This is a genomic window from Peteryoungia desertarenae (assembly GCF_005860795.2).
In the GTDB taxonomy this organism is placed as follows: Bacteria; Pseudomonadota; Alphaproteobacteria; order Rhizobiales; family Rhizobiaceae; genus Allorhizobium; species Allorhizobium desertarenae.
This window is the reverse complement of sequence record NZ_CP058350.1, coordinates 2124756-2139873: the sequence shown is the minus strand read 5'-3', so window position 1 is coordinate 2139873 and position 15118 is coordinate 2124756. Positions and strand designations below refer to the sequence as shown.

The 15118-nt window shown below is 59.6% G+C and carries 18 protein-coding genes and 1 pseudogene; 11 read left to right on the top strand and 8 right to left on the bottom strand.

From position 1 onward, the window contains the following. The first annotated feature begins 42 nt into the window (after positions 1-42). Entirely contained in the window at positions 43-945 is a 903-nt protein-coding gene (locus tag FE840_RS10370) for a DMT family transporter (RefSeq protein WP_138288170.1), read from the top strand. A 4-nt stretch (positions 946-949) separates the two neighbouring features. Here FE840_RS10370 and FE840_RS10365 read toward each other — a convergent pair whose 3' ends face one another. The 5 genes and pseudogenes from FE840_RS10365 to FE840_RS10345 form a co-directional block, all read right to left on the bottom strand. After that, positions 950-1564, bottom strand: coding sequence for a L,D-transpeptidase (locus FE840_RS10365; RefSeq protein WP_138288171.1), 615 nt, complete (start codon positions 1562-1564; stop codon positions 950-952). 154 nt (positions 1565-1718) lie between these two features. Next, positions 1719-2246: a GNAT family N-acetyltransferase gene (locus FE840_RS10360; RefSeq protein ID WP_246318750.1), complete on the bottom strand. Its 528-nt coding sequence runs from the start codon at positions 2244-2246 to the stop codon at positions 1719-1721. Beyond that, positions 2239-2838 carry a YdeI/OmpD-associated family protein gene (locus tag FE840_RS10355; protein WP_138288172.1) on the bottom strand — a complete coding sequence of 200 codons (600 nt, stop codon included), beginning with the start codon at positions 2836-2838 and terminating at the stop codon, positions 2239-2241. The genes FE840_RS10360 and FE840_RS10355 overlap by 8 nt, the downstream gene beginning before the upstream one ends. 7 nt (positions 2839-2845) lie before the next feature. Further along, positions 2846-2998, bottom strand: a pseudogene (locus tag FE840_RS10350) (4Fe-4S dicluster domain-containing protein); the annotation flags it as partial. A gap of 15 nt (positions 2999-3013) precedes the next feature. Continuing rightward, positions 3014-3259, bottom strand: a complete 246-nt coding sequence (locus FE840_RS10345; protein ID WP_138288173.1) for a hypothetical protein — start codon at positions 3257-3259, stop codon at positions 3014-3016. Between the two features lie 201 nt (positions 3260-3460). Here FE840_RS10345 and FE840_RS10340 point away from each other — a divergent pair, with 201 nt between their 5' ends. Both FE840_RS10340 and FE840_RS10335 read left to right on the top strand, forming a co-directional pair. Continuing rightward, positions 3461-3844 carry a YciI family protein gene (locus FE840_RS10340; protein WP_138288174.1) on the top strand — a complete coding sequence of 128 codons (384 nt, stop codon included), beginning with the start codon at positions 3461-3463 and terminating at the stop codon, positions 3842-3844. Positions 3845-3846: 2 nt separating this feature from the next. Beyond that, entirely contained in the window at positions 3847-5073 is a 1227-nt protein-coding gene (locus tag FE840_RS10335; RefSeq protein WP_138288175.1) for an RNA polymerase sigma factor, read from the top strand. An 86-nt stretch (positions 5074-5159) separates the two neighbouring features. On the opposite strand, the gene FE840_RS10330 is transcribed toward FE840_RS10335, so the two are convergent. Then, positions 5160-6824 carry an electron transfer flavoprotein-ubiquinone oxidoreductase gene (locus tag FE840_RS10330; protein WP_138288176.1) on the bottom strand — a complete coding sequence of 555 codons (1665 nt, stop codon included), beginning with the start codon at positions 6822-6824 and terminating at the stop codon, positions 5160-5162. Between the two features lie 318 nt (positions 6825-7142). Here FE840_RS10330 and FE840_RS10325 point away from each other — a divergent pair, with 318 nt between their 5' ends. The 6 genes from FE840_RS10325 to FE840_RS10300 all read left to right on the top strand — a co-directional run bounded on the left by FE840_RS10325 (position 7143) and on the right by FE840_RS10300 (position 11346). After that, the gene (locus FE840_RS10325; protein WP_138288177.1) at positions 7143-7928 is read left to right on the top strand and encodes an SDR family oxidoreductase; all 786 of its coding nucleotides are present in this window, start codon (positions 7143-7145) and stop codon (positions 7926-7928) included. A gap of 104 nt (positions 7929-8032) precedes the next feature. Beyond that, a complete protein-coding gene (locus FE840_RS10320) occupies positions 8033-8254 on the top strand; it encodes a hypothetical protein (protein ID WP_138288178.1) in 222 nt (73 codons plus the stop codon). 211 nt (positions 8255-8465) lie between these two features. Beyond that, entirely contained in the window at positions 8466-9761 is a 1296-nt protein-coding gene (locus FE840_RS10315) for an Hsp70 family protein (protein WP_138288179.1), read from the top strand. Between the two features lie 78 nt (positions 9762-9839). Further along, positions 9840-10727, top strand: coding sequence for a uracil-DNA glycosylase (locus FE840_RS10310; RefSeq protein WP_138288180.1), 888 nt, complete (start codon positions 9840-9842; stop codon positions 10725-10727). Between the two features lie 43 nt (positions 10728-10770). Continuing rightward, positions 10771-11073 (top strand): hypothetical protein, encoded by a 303-nt coding sequence (locus tag FE840_RS21190; RefSeq protein ID WP_425502126.1) that lies wholly within the window; start codon positions 10771-10773, stop codon positions 11071-11073. A gap of 114 nt (positions 11074-11187) precedes the next feature. Continuing rightward, complete coding sequence (locus FE840_RS10300) at positions 11188-11346, top strand: hypothetical protein (RefSeq protein WP_171033743.1); 159 nt, start codon at positions 11188-11190, stop codon at positions 11344-11346. Between the two features lie 15 nt (positions 11347-11361). On the opposite strand, the gene FE840_RS10295 is transcribed toward FE840_RS10300, so the two are convergent. Next, on the bottom strand, positions 11362-12252 hold the full coding sequence (locus tag FE840_RS10295) for a hypothetical protein (RefSeq protein WP_138288181.1): 891 nt from the start codon (positions 12250-12252) through the stop codon (positions 11362-11364). Between the two features lie 296 nt (positions 12253-12548). On the opposite strand from FE840_RS10295, the gene FE840_RS10290 reads away from it, so the two are divergent. After that, a complete protein-coding gene (locus FE840_RS10290; RefSeq protein ID WP_138288182.1) occupies positions 12549-13820 on the top strand; it encodes an MFS transporter in 1272 nt (423 codons plus the stop codon). A gap of 26 nt (positions 13821-13846) precedes the next feature. Here FE840_RS10290 and FE840_RS10285 read toward each other — a convergent pair whose 3' ends face one another. Continuing rightward, a complete protein-coding gene (locus tag FE840_RS10285; RefSeq protein WP_138288183.1) occupies positions 13847-14782 on the bottom strand; it encodes a DMT family transporter in 936 nt (311 codons plus the stop codon). On the opposite strand from FE840_RS10285, the gene FE840_RS10280 reads away from it, so the two are divergent. Then, complete coding sequence (locus FE840_RS10280; protein ID WP_171033735.1) at positions 14727-14873, top strand: hypothetical protein; 147 nt, start codon at positions 14727-14729, stop codon at positions 14871-14873. The two genes, FE840_RS10285 and FE840_RS10280, sit on opposite strands and share 56 nt — an antisense overlap. The last annotated feature ends 245 nt before the right edge of the window (positions 14874-15118 follow it).

Genomic DNA, 15118 nt, shown 5'->3' with positions numbered 1-15118 from the left:
CGCGGCCTTATCGACTAGGATGCAGCTCTTCAGGAGGCCCGCATGTCAACTGTCAGCAGCAATGCATCACCATCCCTTTCCGCCGGGCTTGGTGCCCTTTCCGCCCTTTCGGTGGTGTTGATCTGGGCCTCTTGGCTTGTCTCGACACGCCACAGCGTCGGCACGGTTCTGGCGCCGCTCGATCTCAGCCTGCTGCGCTACGGCATTCCGACCCTTCTTCTTTCACCCATCCTTTTGCGAATCGGCGTTTGGCCGAAGCATGTGCCGAAACGACCGCTGATCCTGATGATCCTCGGCTCCGGCGCCTTGTTCTTCCAGATCGTTGGCTTCGGCATGCAGAGCACCCCGGCCTCGGCGGCAGGCGTGCTCCTGCCCGGCACGATGCCACTTGCCGCAGCGCTGATCGGTATCCTCGTCCTTGGCGAACGTCCGGATCTTTTGCGCCGTCTCGGGATTGCCGCGATCTTCTGTGGCGGACTGCTGCTGCTGATCGGCAGTCTCGGTGACGGGAACCTGACCTGGAAAAGCTATGTCGTGCTTCCCATCGGCGCGACACTTTGGGCGATCTACACCCATGCCTTCAAGCAATCCGGACTTTCGGCCTTCGAAGGCGGCGCGCTGATCTGCTTCTGGTCGACGGTGATCAACCTGATGCTGATTCCCTTTCTGGGAATCAATCTCCTGGAGGCTCCGATCGGCGAAGTCGGTCTGCAGATGGTGACGCAGGGCCTGTTGTCGGGCTTTCTTGCAACCGTGCTTTATGGCGCAGCCGTGCGCTCGCTTGGCGGCACACAGGCAGCGGCCTATACAGCGGTGACACCCGTGGCCGCAGCCCTGGGTGGCGGTTTCTTTCTGGGGGAGGAGCTCGGTCTGGTGACGATTGCTGCTGCAATCGTCACCGGTATCGGCGTTCTCTTGTCGACCGGCGTGTTATCGCGCCGTTGACCGATCAGGCCTGAATGACCTCGACCCGACCGCCGACCTTCACGCGATCATAGAGATCGATGACGTCATGGTTCATCATGCGAACGCAACCGGATGACATGGCCTGGCCGATCGATTGCGGCTGGTTGGTGCCGTGGATGCGGAACATGGTGTCATTGCCATTGCGATACAGGTAGATAGCACGGGCTCCGAGCGGATTGTTCGGTCCTCCCGGCACACCGCCGGCATATTTCAGGTTCCGCTCGGGTTCGCGGCGGATCATGTTTGCCGTCGGCGTCCAGGACGGCCACTCGGCCTTGCGTCCGATATAGGCATTGCCGCGCAGCGCCAGACCTTCGCGTCCGACACCGACGCCGTAGCGCATCGCGCGGCCATTCTCCATCACGTAGTAGAGGCGACGCGCGGGCGTATCGACCACGACGGTTCCCGGCTTGTGATTGGTCTCGTAAGCCACTTCCTGACGGCGCAGTTCAGGCTTGATCTTTTCCAGCGGCACCTTCTTCAACGGGAAGGGTTCATCCGGCAGGTCGCCATAAAGGGCCTGCTGGTTGGGTATGGATTGGCATCCTGCCAGAATGAGCGGTAGGCCGATCAGAAGACTGCGGCGGGAAAGTGTCATGGAAGAGTTGCCCTCGGCTGCGATTCGATGACTGCAAGCCTAGGAAATTCATGGTTAATGGCTAGTAAAAATTAGCGAATTACAATTCACTGATGCGCCGAAGTCATGACATTTGCGTGACCAGACTTTGGCGACAGCCGTTTGGCGCCAAAGTTCACAGGCTGGCGGTCATGGCACAGCGCCTCTTTGGGTCGAGCCCCTTGGCGCTTTCCATTTGCAAGAGCCCTGCCAATCGCGGTGGACAGTCGGCACCATCGCGCATGACAAAACCCATGGCCTGATAGAAACCTGCATTGAATGGAGCCAAACGATCGGTGGTGAGGCTTGCCTGCAGCATGCCCCGCTCCCGCGCTTCATCCATGAGTGCCGACACCAGTCGCCGGCCGATACCCTGTCCTTGATGGTCCGGATGCACATCGATTTCGCCCAGATGAAGACAAGCCTCCTCCGGCACACCATAGGCACCCGCATAGCCGATCACAGCGTCATCTGCGCTGAGTGCGATCAACAGCAGGTCGTCCTCCAGATAGCGCTCAAGTTCTTCCTCCGTGCTCGCTTCCGGCTGACCTGAGACCGCACCGGCGACACGCAAGGTTTCGAAGGCGGCGAGTTCGACCTCCTGGATTGCGGCGAAGTGGTGAGGCTTCGCTTTGACGATGCGAAAAAGCAATGCCTCAGCCACGACCGCCCTTCCATTGGTTGGCGCGGATATTGTCGGCGGCGAGCTTTGCGGTTTCTGCAATGCGTTTCGCCCGCGTCTCTACCGTCCGAGCATTGAGGATCCATTCCAGAATTCCGCGGCGTGCCGACTTTGGAAAAGCTTCGAAATTGATCCGTGCCGGCGGCAAGGCATCGAGCGCGTCCCCGAGATCCGCCGGGATCACCAGCGCCTCGACATCGTCGAGGGCCTGCCAGCGGCCATTGGCCTTGGCTTCATTGATCACGGCAAGGCCCTGAGGCTGCATACGCCCGCTGCTGATCGCACGCTCCACCCGCGCCTTGTTGACCGCCGACCAGTTTGAATTGGCCCGGCGCGGCGAAAACAGCAGCATCGTGAAGTCATCGTCGCGTTTGCGTGGCAGGCTGTCGATCCAGCCCCAGCAAAGCGCCTCTTCCACGGCCTCGTCCACCGTCAGCTGGCCCCCTTTCGACTGCTTGCGGTACACCAGCCAGACGCTTTCACTGGTTGCATGATGATCCCGCAACCATTCGGACCATTCGGCACGGCTCAGGGCCGTCACTTCCGCAAAGGACTTGTCTCCTGCGCCTGCCACCTTGCCCTCACATGTTCGGATAGACCGACCCCTGAACACCTTGGAGCGGCACCCAGTTGATGGTCAGGTTCGGGTCCTTGATATCACAGGTCTTGCAGTGGACCCAGTTCTGGGTGTTGAGGATGAACGTCTGTTTGCCCTCCTTCTCTACCCACTCGTAAGTGTCCGACGAAAGTCAGCGACCATCGCTGAGTTCCGTCACCAGCACGCGGTGGGCATCATCCTCCGCAGCGACTTTTGGGCCAAGTCGGCCTTCCGCCAAACAATCCGCTGGTCGTGCGAGGCTCGCCAAAGCTCCCCAACAGCCGATCGAAATCAGAAGCACCATTGCGACCAGAACCCTGATCCCACCGACCGCATCCCAACCGCTAAAGGCAGCGTAGTATTCGTCCTCGTTCTTCCAGTGCGGTAGCTTCGTCATTTGTATCCAGAACGCCATACGCGGGTCCATCGTCATCGCCCTTGCGATTTGCCTTCGATGACTTTGGTCGAATGTCCCTCCCCGGAATCGACTGACAGAAACCGGACCCTTCAAAAAAAGTTTTGCTGTCGCTTCGTTTGTTGTCGAAATGCGTTTGCGCCATTCGACCAGCCCGTCATCAACCGACAAAGGAACCTGTTCATGAAGTATCTCCTCCAAGTCTGGCTGCCCGACGGGGTCTTCGCCTCCATACCTCAGGACGAAAAGGACAAGCTGGACCGAGATTCGCTCGCCTACGACACTCTGCTGAAGGACCAGGGTCACTTTATCGCGGCGGAGCCCTTGCTCGGGCCGGAAACTGCCGTTTCGATCCGACATGGAAATGGCGAGATCTCGATCACCGATGGCCCGTTCTGTGAAACCCGCGAGCATCTGGGTGGCTTTATCGTTGTCGAGGCCCGTGACCTCAATGATGCGATCCGGCTGGCAAGCGCCGTGCCGGTCGGGCGCTATGGCGGCATAGAGGTGCGACCGATCTTCGATCTGGAAGCGCTGGTAGCCTCGCAAACAACCGCAGCGGACTGATCATGGTCGAAATGCTGGACCAGCTCTATCGCCAGCACTCGCGCAAGGTGCTGGCCAGCCTCATCCGCCTGCTGGGCAGTTTTGATCTGGCCGAAGAGGCGATGCAAGACGCCTTTCTTGAGGCGGCGCGGCAATGGACAAAGCAAGGTGTGCCCCGCAATCCCGTGAGCTGGCTTGTGTCAACGGGCCGGTTTCGCGTGATCGACCGGCTGCGTCGCGACAAACGTTTCGGCGAACTGACTGGGGATGTTACGGAAAGTCTCTATGGAGACGGGGAAGAGAGGATGGAAAGCGAACCTGATCTCCTCAGCGATGACGAGCTTCGGCTGATCTTCATCTGCTGCCATCCAGCACTTCCGCCGGATGCCCAGATCGCCCTGGCATTGCGGGAAGTGTGCGGACTGAAGACCGAGGAGATCGCCCGGGCCTTCCTCGTTTCAGCCCCCACCATCGCCCAGCGCATTGTCCGCGCCAAAAAGCGCATCAGGGATCTGGAGCTGGCCTATGAAGTCCCGCCCTCGTCGACGCTTGCGATGCGGCTCTCCACCGTCCTGCACGTGATCTACCTCGTGTTCAACGAGGGCTATGCCGCATCGGCGGGACCGGACCTGATGCGACTGGATCTGGCCGAGGAAGCCATCCGCCTGAACAGGCTTTTGATCGAGCTCCTGCCCGAAGCGGAGGTACTGGGGCTTGCAGCCCTGTTGCTGTTTCAGCATGCCCGTGCCCCGGCCCGGCGCACATCCGGCGGCGATCTCATTCTTCTGGCGGATCAGGATCGTAGCCTTTGGAAACAGGATCTTATTGCAGAGGCCTGTGTCCTTCTCGACCGCGCCATGGCCGGTGGGGAGGCTGGTGCATATACGCTTCAGGCGGCGATTGCGGGTCTTCATTCAACGGCGGCAACCAGCGAAACGACCGACTGGCGCCGGATCGTCCGGCTTTACGATCTGCTTCTTCAGGCGACGCCCTCACCCGTGGTTGCGCTCAATCGCGCCGTCGCCGTGGCGATGGTCGAAGGTCCAGCGGCCGGGTTGACGCTGGTTAATCAGCTGATGGAAGCGCATGGGCTCTCTACACATCACCTCGCGCATGCGGCGCGCGCCGATTTCCTGCGTCAACTTGGCGATGCGGATGGCGCGCGAAGTGCCTATCAACAAGCATTGGCGCTGGCCCGACTTGATGCGGAGCGCGAATTCCTCGCACGCCGCATTCGTGAACTGGACTAACGCCCAGCCGATAACATGTTCGGATAGACAGGTGCCTCGCCAACAATTCCTTGCCGGCGGTCCGTGCGGGCCTGCCTCCCAAACACTCACATGTTCGGATAGACAGGTCCTTCGCCGCCTTGTGGCGGCACCCAGTTGATGTTCTGGTTCGGGTCCTTGATATCGCAGGTCTTGCAGTGGACACAGTTCTGGGCGTTGATGACGAAGGTCTGCTCGCCCTCCTTCTCCACCCATTCATAGACGCCTGCCGGACAGTAGCGCGTCGAGGGGCCGGCATAGACGCCAAGCTCGGACGCCTTTTGCAGCGCCATGTCCTTGACCTTCAGGTGAACCGGCTGGTCCTCCTCATGGTTGGTGTTGGAGAGAAACACCGAGGAGAGACGGTCGAAGGTCAGAACACCATCCGGCTTGGGATAGGCAATCGGCTTGTGCTTGTCCGCCGGCTCGAGCGATTCCGCATCGGTCTTGCCATGCTTCAGCGTGCCGAACAGGGAGAAGCCGAGAAGCTGGTTCATCCACATGTCGATGCCTCCGAGACCAACGCCAATCGCCGTGCCGAACTTCGACCAGAGCGGCTTGACGTTCCTGACCCGCTTCAAGTCCTTGCCGATATTGGTCGAACGCCATGTGTTCTCGATCTCGATCGGCTCGTCATTGGCGCGGCCTGCGGCAATCGCATCGGCAATCTTTTCAGCCGCCAGCATGCCTGACAGCACGGCATTGTGGCTGCCCTTGATGCGGGGAACGTTGACCATGCCGGCGGAACAGCCGATCAGCGCACCGCCGGGAAAGGAGAGTTTCGGCACCGACTGGTAGCCGCCTTCGGTGATCGCGCGGGCGCCATAGGAGAGACGCTTGCCGCCCTCAAAGGTCTGGGCAATGGCCGGATGCGTCTTGAAACGCTGGAATTCCTCGAAGGGGTAGAGATAGGGGTTCTTGTAGTTGAGGTGCACGACAAAGCCGACGGCGACCATATTGTCTTCGAGATGGTAGAGGAAGGAGCCGCCGCCGGTCTTCATGCCAAGCGGCCAGCCGAAGGAATGCTGCACGAGACCCGGTCTGTGGTGCTCGGGCTTGACCTGCCAGAGCTCCTTCAAGCCGATTCCGAATTTCTGCACGTCGCTGTCGCGGGCGAGATCGAACTTGGCGATCAGCTGCTTGGCGAGGGAACCGCGCACGCCTTCCGAGATCAGCACATATTTGCCGAGCAGTTCCATGCCACGCGTGTAGTTCGGGCCCGGCTCACCATTCTTCTCGATGCCCATGTCGCCGGTCGCAACGCCGATGACCGCGCCCTCGTCATTGTAGAGCACTTCAGAGGCGGCAAAGCCCGGATAGATCTCGACACCGAGCGCTTCCGCATGGGCGCCGAGCCAGCGACAGACATTGCCGAGCGAGACGATGTAATTGCCGTGATTGTTCATCAGTGGCGGCATCAGGGCGTTCGGCAGGCGTACCGAGCCGGCAGGACCTAAGAACAGGAACTGGTCGTCAGTGACCGGCGTCTTGAAGGGATGATCGGCCTCTTCGCGCCAGCCGGGGATCAGCCGGTCGATGCCGATGGGATCAACCACGGCACCGGAGAGGATATGGGCGCCGACTTCGGCACCCTTTTCGAGCACAACAACGGTCAGATCCGGATTGACCTGTTTCAGCCGGATCGCTGCCGAGAGACCTGCGGGCCCTGCGCCCACGATCACGACGTCGAATTCCATGCTTTCGCGTTCCGGCAGTTCCATATCCGTGCTCATCGTTTTTTCCTCATCAGGCGTTCCCATCCGCCCTCCTCCTTGACAAAACCCAACCGGATTGTCGAGCCGCAGCGCGACGCGCAAGGCCGCAAATTCCCAAAGGGCGGTGTGAAGCAGAAGAATATCTTACGTGAACGTAAGGGTCAATGGACGATGCTTGATGCATGCTGATGGCGATTTTCTTGGACTGCAGCGGACTGATTGGGTGTCAGCCGAATACAGGATCTGATCAAAAACAGAAACCGATCTACCCTTCCCCCGTTCCCGGCCCGCTGCTAGTTTGCTGCAAAACCATTCATTCAGGGAAGGATTGCACTCATGGATCTCGGCATTTCGGGAAAACGCGCACTTGTGCTGGCGGCCTCGCGCGGCCTTGGGCTGGGGATAGCCAATGCTTTGGCGGCAGAGGGTTGTCATGTGCTGATCTGCGGGCGCACCGAAGAGCGTCTGAAGGCCAATGTCGAGGCGATCAGGGCGGCTGGAGGAAAGGCCGATTACGTGGTCGCCGACCTCGCCGATGCCCATTTTGTCGACCAGATGCTGCATGCCGTACACGACAAGCTGGGCGGCATCGATATTCTGGTCAACAATACCGGTGGCCCGACGCCCGGTACTGTTGAAGATATGGATGCTGAAAAGCTCTACAATTTCTTCCAGTCGATGGTTGTGCGCGTCATAACGCTGACCAATGCCCTGGTGCCACTGATGAAGACGCAGGGTTTCGGTCGCATCCTGACGGTTGCTTCCTCTGGCGTATTCGAACCCATCCCTAACCTCGCCCTGTCCAACACGCTGCGTAGCGCCCTTGTCGGATGGAACAAGACATTGGCCGGGGAAGTGGCGAGCTATGGCGTGACCGCCAACATGCTTTTGCCGGGTCGCATCCATACGGACCGGATCGATGAACTGGATGGCGCAAACGCCAAAAAGCAGGGAAAGACAATCGGGGAAGTGCGCGCAGCCTCCGTCAGCGCCATTCCTGCCGGTCGCCTTGGCAAGGTCGAGGAATTTGCGGCCGCTGCCGCCTTCCTCTGCTCGGCTCCGGCCAGCTATGTCACAGGCACCATGCTGCACGTCGACGGCGGTGCGGCGAAATCGATCTGAAGGCTTTTTATACGCGATAGCTAAAATGAAACCTGCCGGTTAAACCATTTGTCAATCTCGCCGCTGTAGCTGTTTTACAATTGCTTTCAGCGGCGAGAAATCCCATGCCCCAAACCGGACATGACGACCGGAAAATCAATCCTGCACGCATGGAGCGTGACCGCGCTGCTCTTGCGGCAACACTGGTTTCCGCTGTTACCAGCCCGGGCAAGCGGGTGGCCAACGGCTTCATCATCGGCCAATTGCTGCCAACCATTGCAGGTCCTGACGATCCCGACGCGCTGATCGATACCAGCCTCGTCAACCGCTATTACACCGACGTCTGACAATCCCGTCCAAGGGCAGACCCAAACCCGCTTGCACGACTCCAGCCTTCGACGCATGTCGTTCATGAGACCCGTCGGCTTTCTTCCCCTGTCCTTGCCTCCGGGCACAAGCTGTGGCATCAGGCGCGCTCTTTTGCGCACGGCGCTCCCCTGCGCCCGTTCGGGCCATGCCCGTTCCACATCAGTTTCAGGATTTGAAGGATAAGCGGCCATGCCACACGCGCTCGGGCTCGATTTCGGCACGACCAACACCGTTGTCGCACAGGCCGAGAACCGCGCCTCGACCGCCTCGCTGACCTTCCAGTCGATTGCCGGCACGAGCGACAGCATGCGCACGGCACTCTCGTTCCTGAAGGATAAGAAGCTTGGAGCCGGCGCATTGAAGGTCGAAGCTGGCCAGGCGGCAATCCGCACCTTCATTGACAATCCGGGCGATTGCCGTTTCCTGCAATCGATCAAGACATTCGCCGCCTCAAGCCTGTTTCAGGGGACATTGGTGCATGGTCGGCGCTTTCAGTTCGAGGACCTGATGGAGGTCTTCCTCAACCGGCTGGCCCATTATGCCGGCGATGGCTGGCCGGTGGACAGCCCCCGGCTGGTGGTTGGTCGTCCTGTCCATTTCGCCGGCGCCAGCGCCGATCCGGCGCTCGCCCTCGAACGCTACAACGCCGCACTGACACGGCTTGGTTTCCCATCAATCCACTATGTCTATGAACCGGTGGCAGCAGCCTTCTACTTCGCCCAGAACCTGACATCCGATGCCACCGTGCTCGTCGCCGACTTCGGCGGCGGCACGACGGACTTTTCCCTCATCCGTTTTGAAACTGCAGGCGGCAAGCTTTCCGCAACCCCGATCGGCCATTCGGGTGTCGGCCTTGCCGGCGATCAGTTCGACGCTCGCCTGGTGGATCAACTCGTTGCACCAGAGATTGGAAAAGGCAGCCAGTTCAAGAGCTTCGGCAAGCTTCTGGGTGTGCCGAGCAACTACTATCTGAGCTTTTCCCGCTGGAACCAGCTTTCGGTCTTCAAGGCGACGAAGGAGTTTGCCGACCTCAAATCGCTCGTTCGCATGGCCGAAGAACCGGAAAAACTCGAGCTCTTCATCGACCTGATCGATCATGACGAGGGCTATCCGCTCTATCAGGCGATCTCGGCCACCAAAATGGCGCTGTCGAGTGCCGAAGAGGCAGAGTTTCATTTCGCACCACTTGGCAAGGCCGGTCACAAGACGGTCACGCGCAGAGACTTCGAAAGCTGGATTGCCGAAGACCTTACCCGCATGGAAGAGGCCCTTGAACATTGCATGGCAACCGCAAAGGTCAGCCATGATGCCATAGACAAGGTCTTCCTGACCGGTGGCACCAGTTTTGTGCCAGCCGTCCGCCGCCTCTTCACCGACCGCTTCGACCACGCACGCATCGAGACCGGTGGCGAACTTGTGTCGATTGCCCATGGTCTGGCGCTGATCGGCGAGCGGGACGATATCGAGCAGTGGATGGCGCCCTGAATTCCAGGGTACTTCGCCCTGTTGGAGTATACCGCTTTCCATTTGCCATCTGCGCCTCAAAGGCACTAGAACAGGGACATGATCGAGGCCCGTGACATGACGCCCGCAGAGCTGGCTGCGCTTCTTGCATTCCATGCGGATGCAGGGGTGGACTGGCTTGTTGAAGAGGAGCCCATTGACCGGATTGCGGCCTTCGCCGCCGAGAAGGCAAGCCGCCATCTGGCCAGATCGCAGCCGGCGCAGGCCGCAGCCGCACCCACTGGAGGTGCTGCGCGCAACAGTGACCCTGCCGGTCGTTCTCCAGCGCGCGCCCCAGCTCCAGCGCCAGCATCTGCAGCGCTGCCCGCCATTCCAGACGAAAATGCCGTCGCCGAGGCTCGATTTGCCGCAGAAAGCGCACGCTCGCTTGCCGAACTCAAGCTTGCCCTTGACGGGTTTTCCGGCTGCAACCTGAAGGCCAGCGCCCGCTCCACCATATTCGCCGAGGGCAACCCGCAATCGGGGATCATGGTCATCGGCCCCATGCCGAGCGCTGACGATGACCGTGAGGGGCTTGCCTTTTCCGGTCGGTCCGGGCTGCTGCTGGACCGGATGCTGTTTGCGATAGGCCTTTCTCGCAACGATGTGCTGATTTCAACGATCATCCCCTGGCGACCGCCGGGCGATCGCATGCCGTCAGCCCCGGAAGCCGCCATTTGCCGACCGTTTATCGAACGACAGATCGCGCTCGCCGAGCCGCGCCATGTGCTGCTTTTAGGAAACTTCGCCGCTCGCTTCTTTCTGGGTGAAACCGGGACAATTCACGCGCTGCGTGGCCAGTGGCGAGAGATCGGCAGCACATCCTACCGGACCGAAGCCCTTGCGACGCTTCATCCGCAGGAACTGCTGACCGCGCCGGCAAGCAAGGCGCTTGCCTGGCAGGATCTGCAGGCCTTCATGGCGAAAGTGCGCCAGGCATCGGCCTGATTGCCAACAGAATCGGCAGTGTGACCGCTTTATGAAATGAGCCATGCGCCTTGCGCAAGGCTGTCCCGCAATCGGCACGCTTGCCGAATCCATGTTGCAGTGCGATATCCTTGAAGACAAGGGGAGGAAAGTCTGCGCAACAAGGAAGCTGATCGTGACCCTTCGCACCCGACCTCTACACTGCAAGTTTGAAACCTTGCGCCTCGCCGTCGATGCTGGCCGCAGCACCCATCCCTATAATCGCAGCAGTTTTGCGGCCTTTGAGCAAGTCAGCGCCCGCAATACCGAACGGATGGTGCGCTGCGCCAAGGCGGCGTCGCGTATGCCCCCTATCTTCGGTCTGTGACCGTCCCGCACCCTTCTTTGCACCACCAGCCAACCGCATTCGATGCCGCAACGCAGCATAGACGGTGCACTTCGCAAAACACCCGGTTTTAAAGCCATGCATTTGGAGAGAACCATGAAACTCAGCATTCAGCCCTTGGGGACCCTTCGCCAGAGTTTCGAGCAGATCGGGAACGCCATCAATGCGTCAGCGGCCTTTACCCGGGCTGCAAGCGAGCGCCAGGCAGCCCTGTCGCGCCGCCAGGCTCAGGCCGCTCCAGCCCCTCTGTTTTGATCAAAATCCCGCGCGTCAGATCTCTGCCGTGCGGGAGATCACTGGTTTTTGCGTGAGAGCTGGCCCGCAGACCGCTTCGTAGGCCTCATCGACAAGGGCGAATTTCACGGCCTGCCAGTAGCGGTATTCGGTGAGGAAGTCCTTGGCCAGGATGTAATGGTTCTTCTGGGGGCCATAGACAGACAGTCCACCGATCTCGACCGAACGGCGCAACAGGCGCTGCAGATGTGTTCTCGAAATCATGAAATGCTCGGCCAGCACCCGCGCCTCAAGCTTGCCCAGGTCATAACCGTCGACACCCGGAACAATCTCGGTGGCCCGGCGGATCAGTTCATCCATGACGAGCCCGCCCGCCTCCGTCCACAGAAAAAGCGCCACGCGCTCGGGCGGATTGACCCAGCGCTGGTCATAGGCCGCACGATGGGCAATCTGCGGCTGCAACTGGCGGAAAAGGTCGGGGGCCTGCCTGATCCGCTCTTCCCGTCTGCCGCCGTCGATCGCATCCAGGACCGCCAGGTTAGCCACGACCCAGCGAAACATCGCATCATGCGAGACTTCCGTTGCTTCGTAGCGGCGAGGCCGCCGATTGCTGTCGCCCGCAAGCCTCACGAAACGATAACTCAACAGCTGGTCCAGATAGTTCAGGACCGTGTTGCGGCTGGCCGCGTTGTTCACCGTGATGATTTCGCGAAGATTCGTCGTCGTCAGTCCGCTGCCGGGCTTGGACGGATCATATTCGAGATGAAGGGCAAAGGCAGACTGGCTCAGCAGCCAACGCTGGTGGGAGGCCAGCATCCGCGCAAGACGCGGACTTTCGTCAAATTGTAGCCGCATCTTGGATGCAAAACTGCGCAAGGCCTCTGCAAAGACCGGACTTGCTGCGATTTCGTCAACCGATAGACTCATCGGCATCACCTCTTGCAATCGGTACGGTGATCAGACAACTGCGAATGCTGCATGACCACTGCATGACGGAAATCAATTAAGCGACCTATTTCATCCACTTTTCAAACGCGAAGTTTCCGACGTCCAGTACCGATGTTAGATGAGATGGTGATGCAAATTCAATATATTATTGTTGCAGTGCGGATATAAACTGAAGTTCCAAGACCAGCATTGCGGCTTGCTAAGTCGCTTTCAATCCGTCATCTGCTGGCCAGAAGAGGCACATTTGGTGCTTCGAGCAACCCCATAGGTCCTTGATGTTCGCCAGTCTCGCCTCGATCGCAGCACTCATGCTGTCGACATTGCTGATGATGGTGGGCTTCGGCCTGATGAACTTTCTGCTGCCAATTCGCTCGCTTTCGGAGGGATGGTCGACATTCACCATCTCGGTCATCGCGACCGGCTATACGTTCGGCTTCACCATGTCCTGCATCATCACGCCGATTTTCGTGCGCCGGGTTGGGCATGTTCGCGTTTTCGGCGCGCTGATCACCTTGCTGACGGTGTCCATCCTGCTCTGTGCGCTGATTGTGGAGTGGTGGGCCTGGATGATCTTCCGCGGCCTCTCGGGCTTTGCCATTGCAGGCGCCTACCTGTTGATCGAAAGCTGGCTGAACGAGCAGGTGACCAATGATACGCGCGGTGCCACGTTCTCGGTCTATATGGTGACGGCGCTGGTCGGCTCCATTGCCGGTCAGTACATCGTGCCTTTTGGCGATCCCGCCACCACGACGCTTTTCGTCATCTGTGCCCTGATCTTCTCGCTAGCGATGTTTCCGGTGGCGCTGTCGACAGCAAAATCCCCCAATCCCATTGCCGAGGCCCGCTTCGATCTGAAAAGGCTCTATTACCGCTCGCCACTCGCCTTTTTCGGCTCGCTTCTGTCCGGGGCGCTGTCGGGAACATGGGGCAGCCTTGGCGGTGTCTATTCCCAGAACATCGGCATGACGACGGCGGAAGGCGCCACCCTGCTTGCCGTGATTCTCGCTGGCGGCTCTCTTTCGCAGGTTCCCATCGGCAAGCTGTCCGACAGAATCGACAGGCGTTTCGTCATGATCGGCGCGGGGCTCTTCGGTGTCGCCGCCTGCCTGCTGATGATGATGTTCGATCGCGAAAACACGCTGATGATCTATGTTGCCGGCTTCTTTGTCGGGACCGTGCTCTACCCGGTCTATTCGCTCAATGTCGCCCATGCCAATGACCTTGCCGAACCGCATGAATATGTGACGATTTCCAGCGCGATCATGATCCTCTACGGACTGGGTACGGTGACGGGGCCGCTGATGGCAGGCAGTCTCATGCAACTCACGGGGCCGAATGCCCTGATCTGGTTCCTTGCCTGTGCCTTTGCGCTCTATGCCGGCTATGCGACGTGGCGTATCACCCGCCGCCTTCCGAGCGAAGGCCCTGCCCTTGAGGAAAAAAGCGACTTCCAGGCCATGCCGATCCCGCTCCAGGGTACCGATCCGGCGAGCGTGCCGAATGCAGCGCTCAATGCGGAAGACGAAGTCGAACCGAGACTGCTCTAGAGCCAAATCTCAACGCCGTGCCGCGTTCACGGCGTTGAGGCCTTGCGGGCGGCACGACGCTCGAGCCCAAGCTTATGTTCGCGAAAAATGATGAATATCCCCGCAGAGACAACGATCCCTGCGCCGATCAGGGTTGTTGACGTCGGCACTTCTGAAAACAGCACATAGGCAACCACGGAGCCGAGGATGATCGAGCAGTATTCGAACGGCGCGATGGTGGAGACATCGGCAAAACGGTAACTCTCAGTCAGCAGGATCTGCCCCAGGCCGCCGCAGAAACCGGCCATCACCATCATCGCCAATTGCTGCCAGGACAATTCGCTCCAGCCGAAAAACCATGTGAAGGCTGAGAGCACGGAAGCGGTGATCGAGAAATAGAGCACGATGGTCGCGGTCTTTTCATCGCGCACCAGCTGCCGAACCTGCAGCATTGCAGCCGCACCAAGGGCTGCCGAAACCAGAACGGCAACGGCGCCCAAGGCTGCCGGAGAGGCCATGAGGTCGCCGTCAGCCAGCACGGTCAGCTTCGGATAGGATATGATGGACACCCCGACGAGGCCGATCAGAACAGCCGTCCAGCGATAGAGGCGCACCTTCTCCCCCAGAAAGAGTGCCGCGAAAATGACCGCGATCAGGGGCATGGCATAGCCAAGTGCGATCCAGTCGGGCAGCGGCAGGTGAACAAGACCGTAAAAGCCTGTTCCCATGGCCGCGACACCCAGCAAACCGCGCTTGATATGGCCCAGGAGGTTATTCGTCTGGAAGCCTGCGCGCAGTTCCTGTCGCCAGGCGAGGTAAAGGATGATCGGAACGAGCGCGAATGCCGACCGGTAGAAGGTGATCTGACCGGCGGGAATGCCCTCCCCTGCAAGCTTGATGAAAGTCTGCATGCCCACGAAGACAGCAATGGACATGACCTTGAGGAGGATTCCGCGCAGCGGATTGATGTCTGAAGGGGGCATCGGAATGGGCTTTACCGCGTATCAGCAATACCAGACAGCAGGTATCTATCGTTGGCGCGAGCACGAAATGACTCACGACGCCCAAACCTGACAGGTCACCTCCGGCGAGACAAGAGGCGTTCCACCGTCAACCCTCCCGGATTTAAAAGCAGCACAAGCAAACATCACCCTTTCGTGCGAAATCAATTGCTCTCAGTTAATTGGTTTTGCCGCTTGCTCTGGATCCGCCGCCTGACATTCGCCGACGTCCAATTCTTTCCCTCGTTCGCCTACCGGGAGAGCCTGCTGTGACCGAAGCCTTCCAACAGCCATTCAGCACAGCGCCTAATCGAGTTT

Excerpts from the sequence above, each read along its gene's own strand:
- FE840_RS10310 (WP_138288180.1), top strand. The coding sequence starts at position 9,840 with ATGATCGAGGCCCGTGACATGACGCCCGCAGAGCTGGCTGCGCTTCTT.
- FE840_RS10285 (WP_138288183.1), bottom strand. The coding sequence starts at position 14,782 with ATGCCCCCTTCAGACATCAATCCGCTGCGCGGAATCCTCCTCAAGGTC.
- FE840_RS10330 (WP_138288176.1), bottom strand. The coding sequence starts at position 6,824 with ATGAGCACGGATATGGAACTGCCGGAACGCGAAAGCATGGAATTCGAC.
- FE840_RS10370 (WP_138288170.1), top strand. The coding sequence starts at position 43 with ATGTCAACTGTCAGCAGCAATGCATCACCATCCCTTTCCGCCGGGCTT.
- FE840_RS10315 (WP_138288179.1), top strand. The coding sequence starts at position 8,466 with ATGCCACACGCGCTCGGGCTCGATTTCGGCACGACCAACACCGTTGTC.
- FE840_RS10340 (WP_138288174.1), top strand. The coding sequence starts at position 3,461 with ATGAAGTATCTCCTCCAAGTCTGGCTGCCCGACGGGGTCTTCGCCTCC.
- FE840_RS10290 (WP_138288182.1), top strand. The coding sequence starts at position 12,549 with ATGTTCGCCAGTCTCGCCTCGATCGCAGCACTCATGCTGTCGACATTG.
- FE840_RS10280 (WP_171033735.1), top strand. The coding sequence starts at position 14,727 with ATGGACATGACCTTGAGGAGGATTCCGCGCAGCGGATTGATGTCTGAA.
- FE840_RS10320 (WP_138288178.1), top strand. The coding sequence starts at position 8,033 with ATGCCCCAAACCGGACATGACGACCGGAAAATCAATCCTGCACGCATG.
- FE840_RS10295 (WP_138288181.1), bottom strand. The coding sequence starts at position 12,252 with ATGAGTCTATCGGTTGACGAAATCGCAGCAAGTCCGGTCTTTGCAGAG.
- FE840_RS21190 (WP_425502126.1), top strand. The coding sequence starts at position 10,771 with ATGCGCCTTGCGCAAGGCTGTCCCGCAATCGGCACGCTTGCCGAATCC.
- FE840_RS10300 (WP_171033743.1), top strand. The coding sequence starts at position 11,188 with ATGAAACTCAGCATTCAGCCCTTGGGGACCCTTCGCCAGAGTTTCGAG.
- FE840_RS10325 (WP_138288177.1), top strand. The coding sequence starts at position 7,143 with ATGGATCTCGGCATTTCGGGAAAACGCGCACTTGTGCTGGCGGCCTCG.
- FE840_RS10335 (WP_138288175.1), top strand. The coding sequence starts at position 3,847 with ATGGTCGAAATGCTGGACCAGCTCTATCGCCAGCACTCGCGCAAGGTG.
- FE840_RS10365 (WP_138288171.1), bottom strand. The coding sequence starts at position 1,564 with ATGACACTTTCCCGCCGCAGTCTTCTGATCGGCCTACCGCTCATTCTG.
- FE840_RS10345 (WP_138288173.1), bottom strand. The coding sequence starts at position 3,259 with ATGACGAAGCTACCGCACTGGAAGAACGAGGACGAATACTACGCTGCC.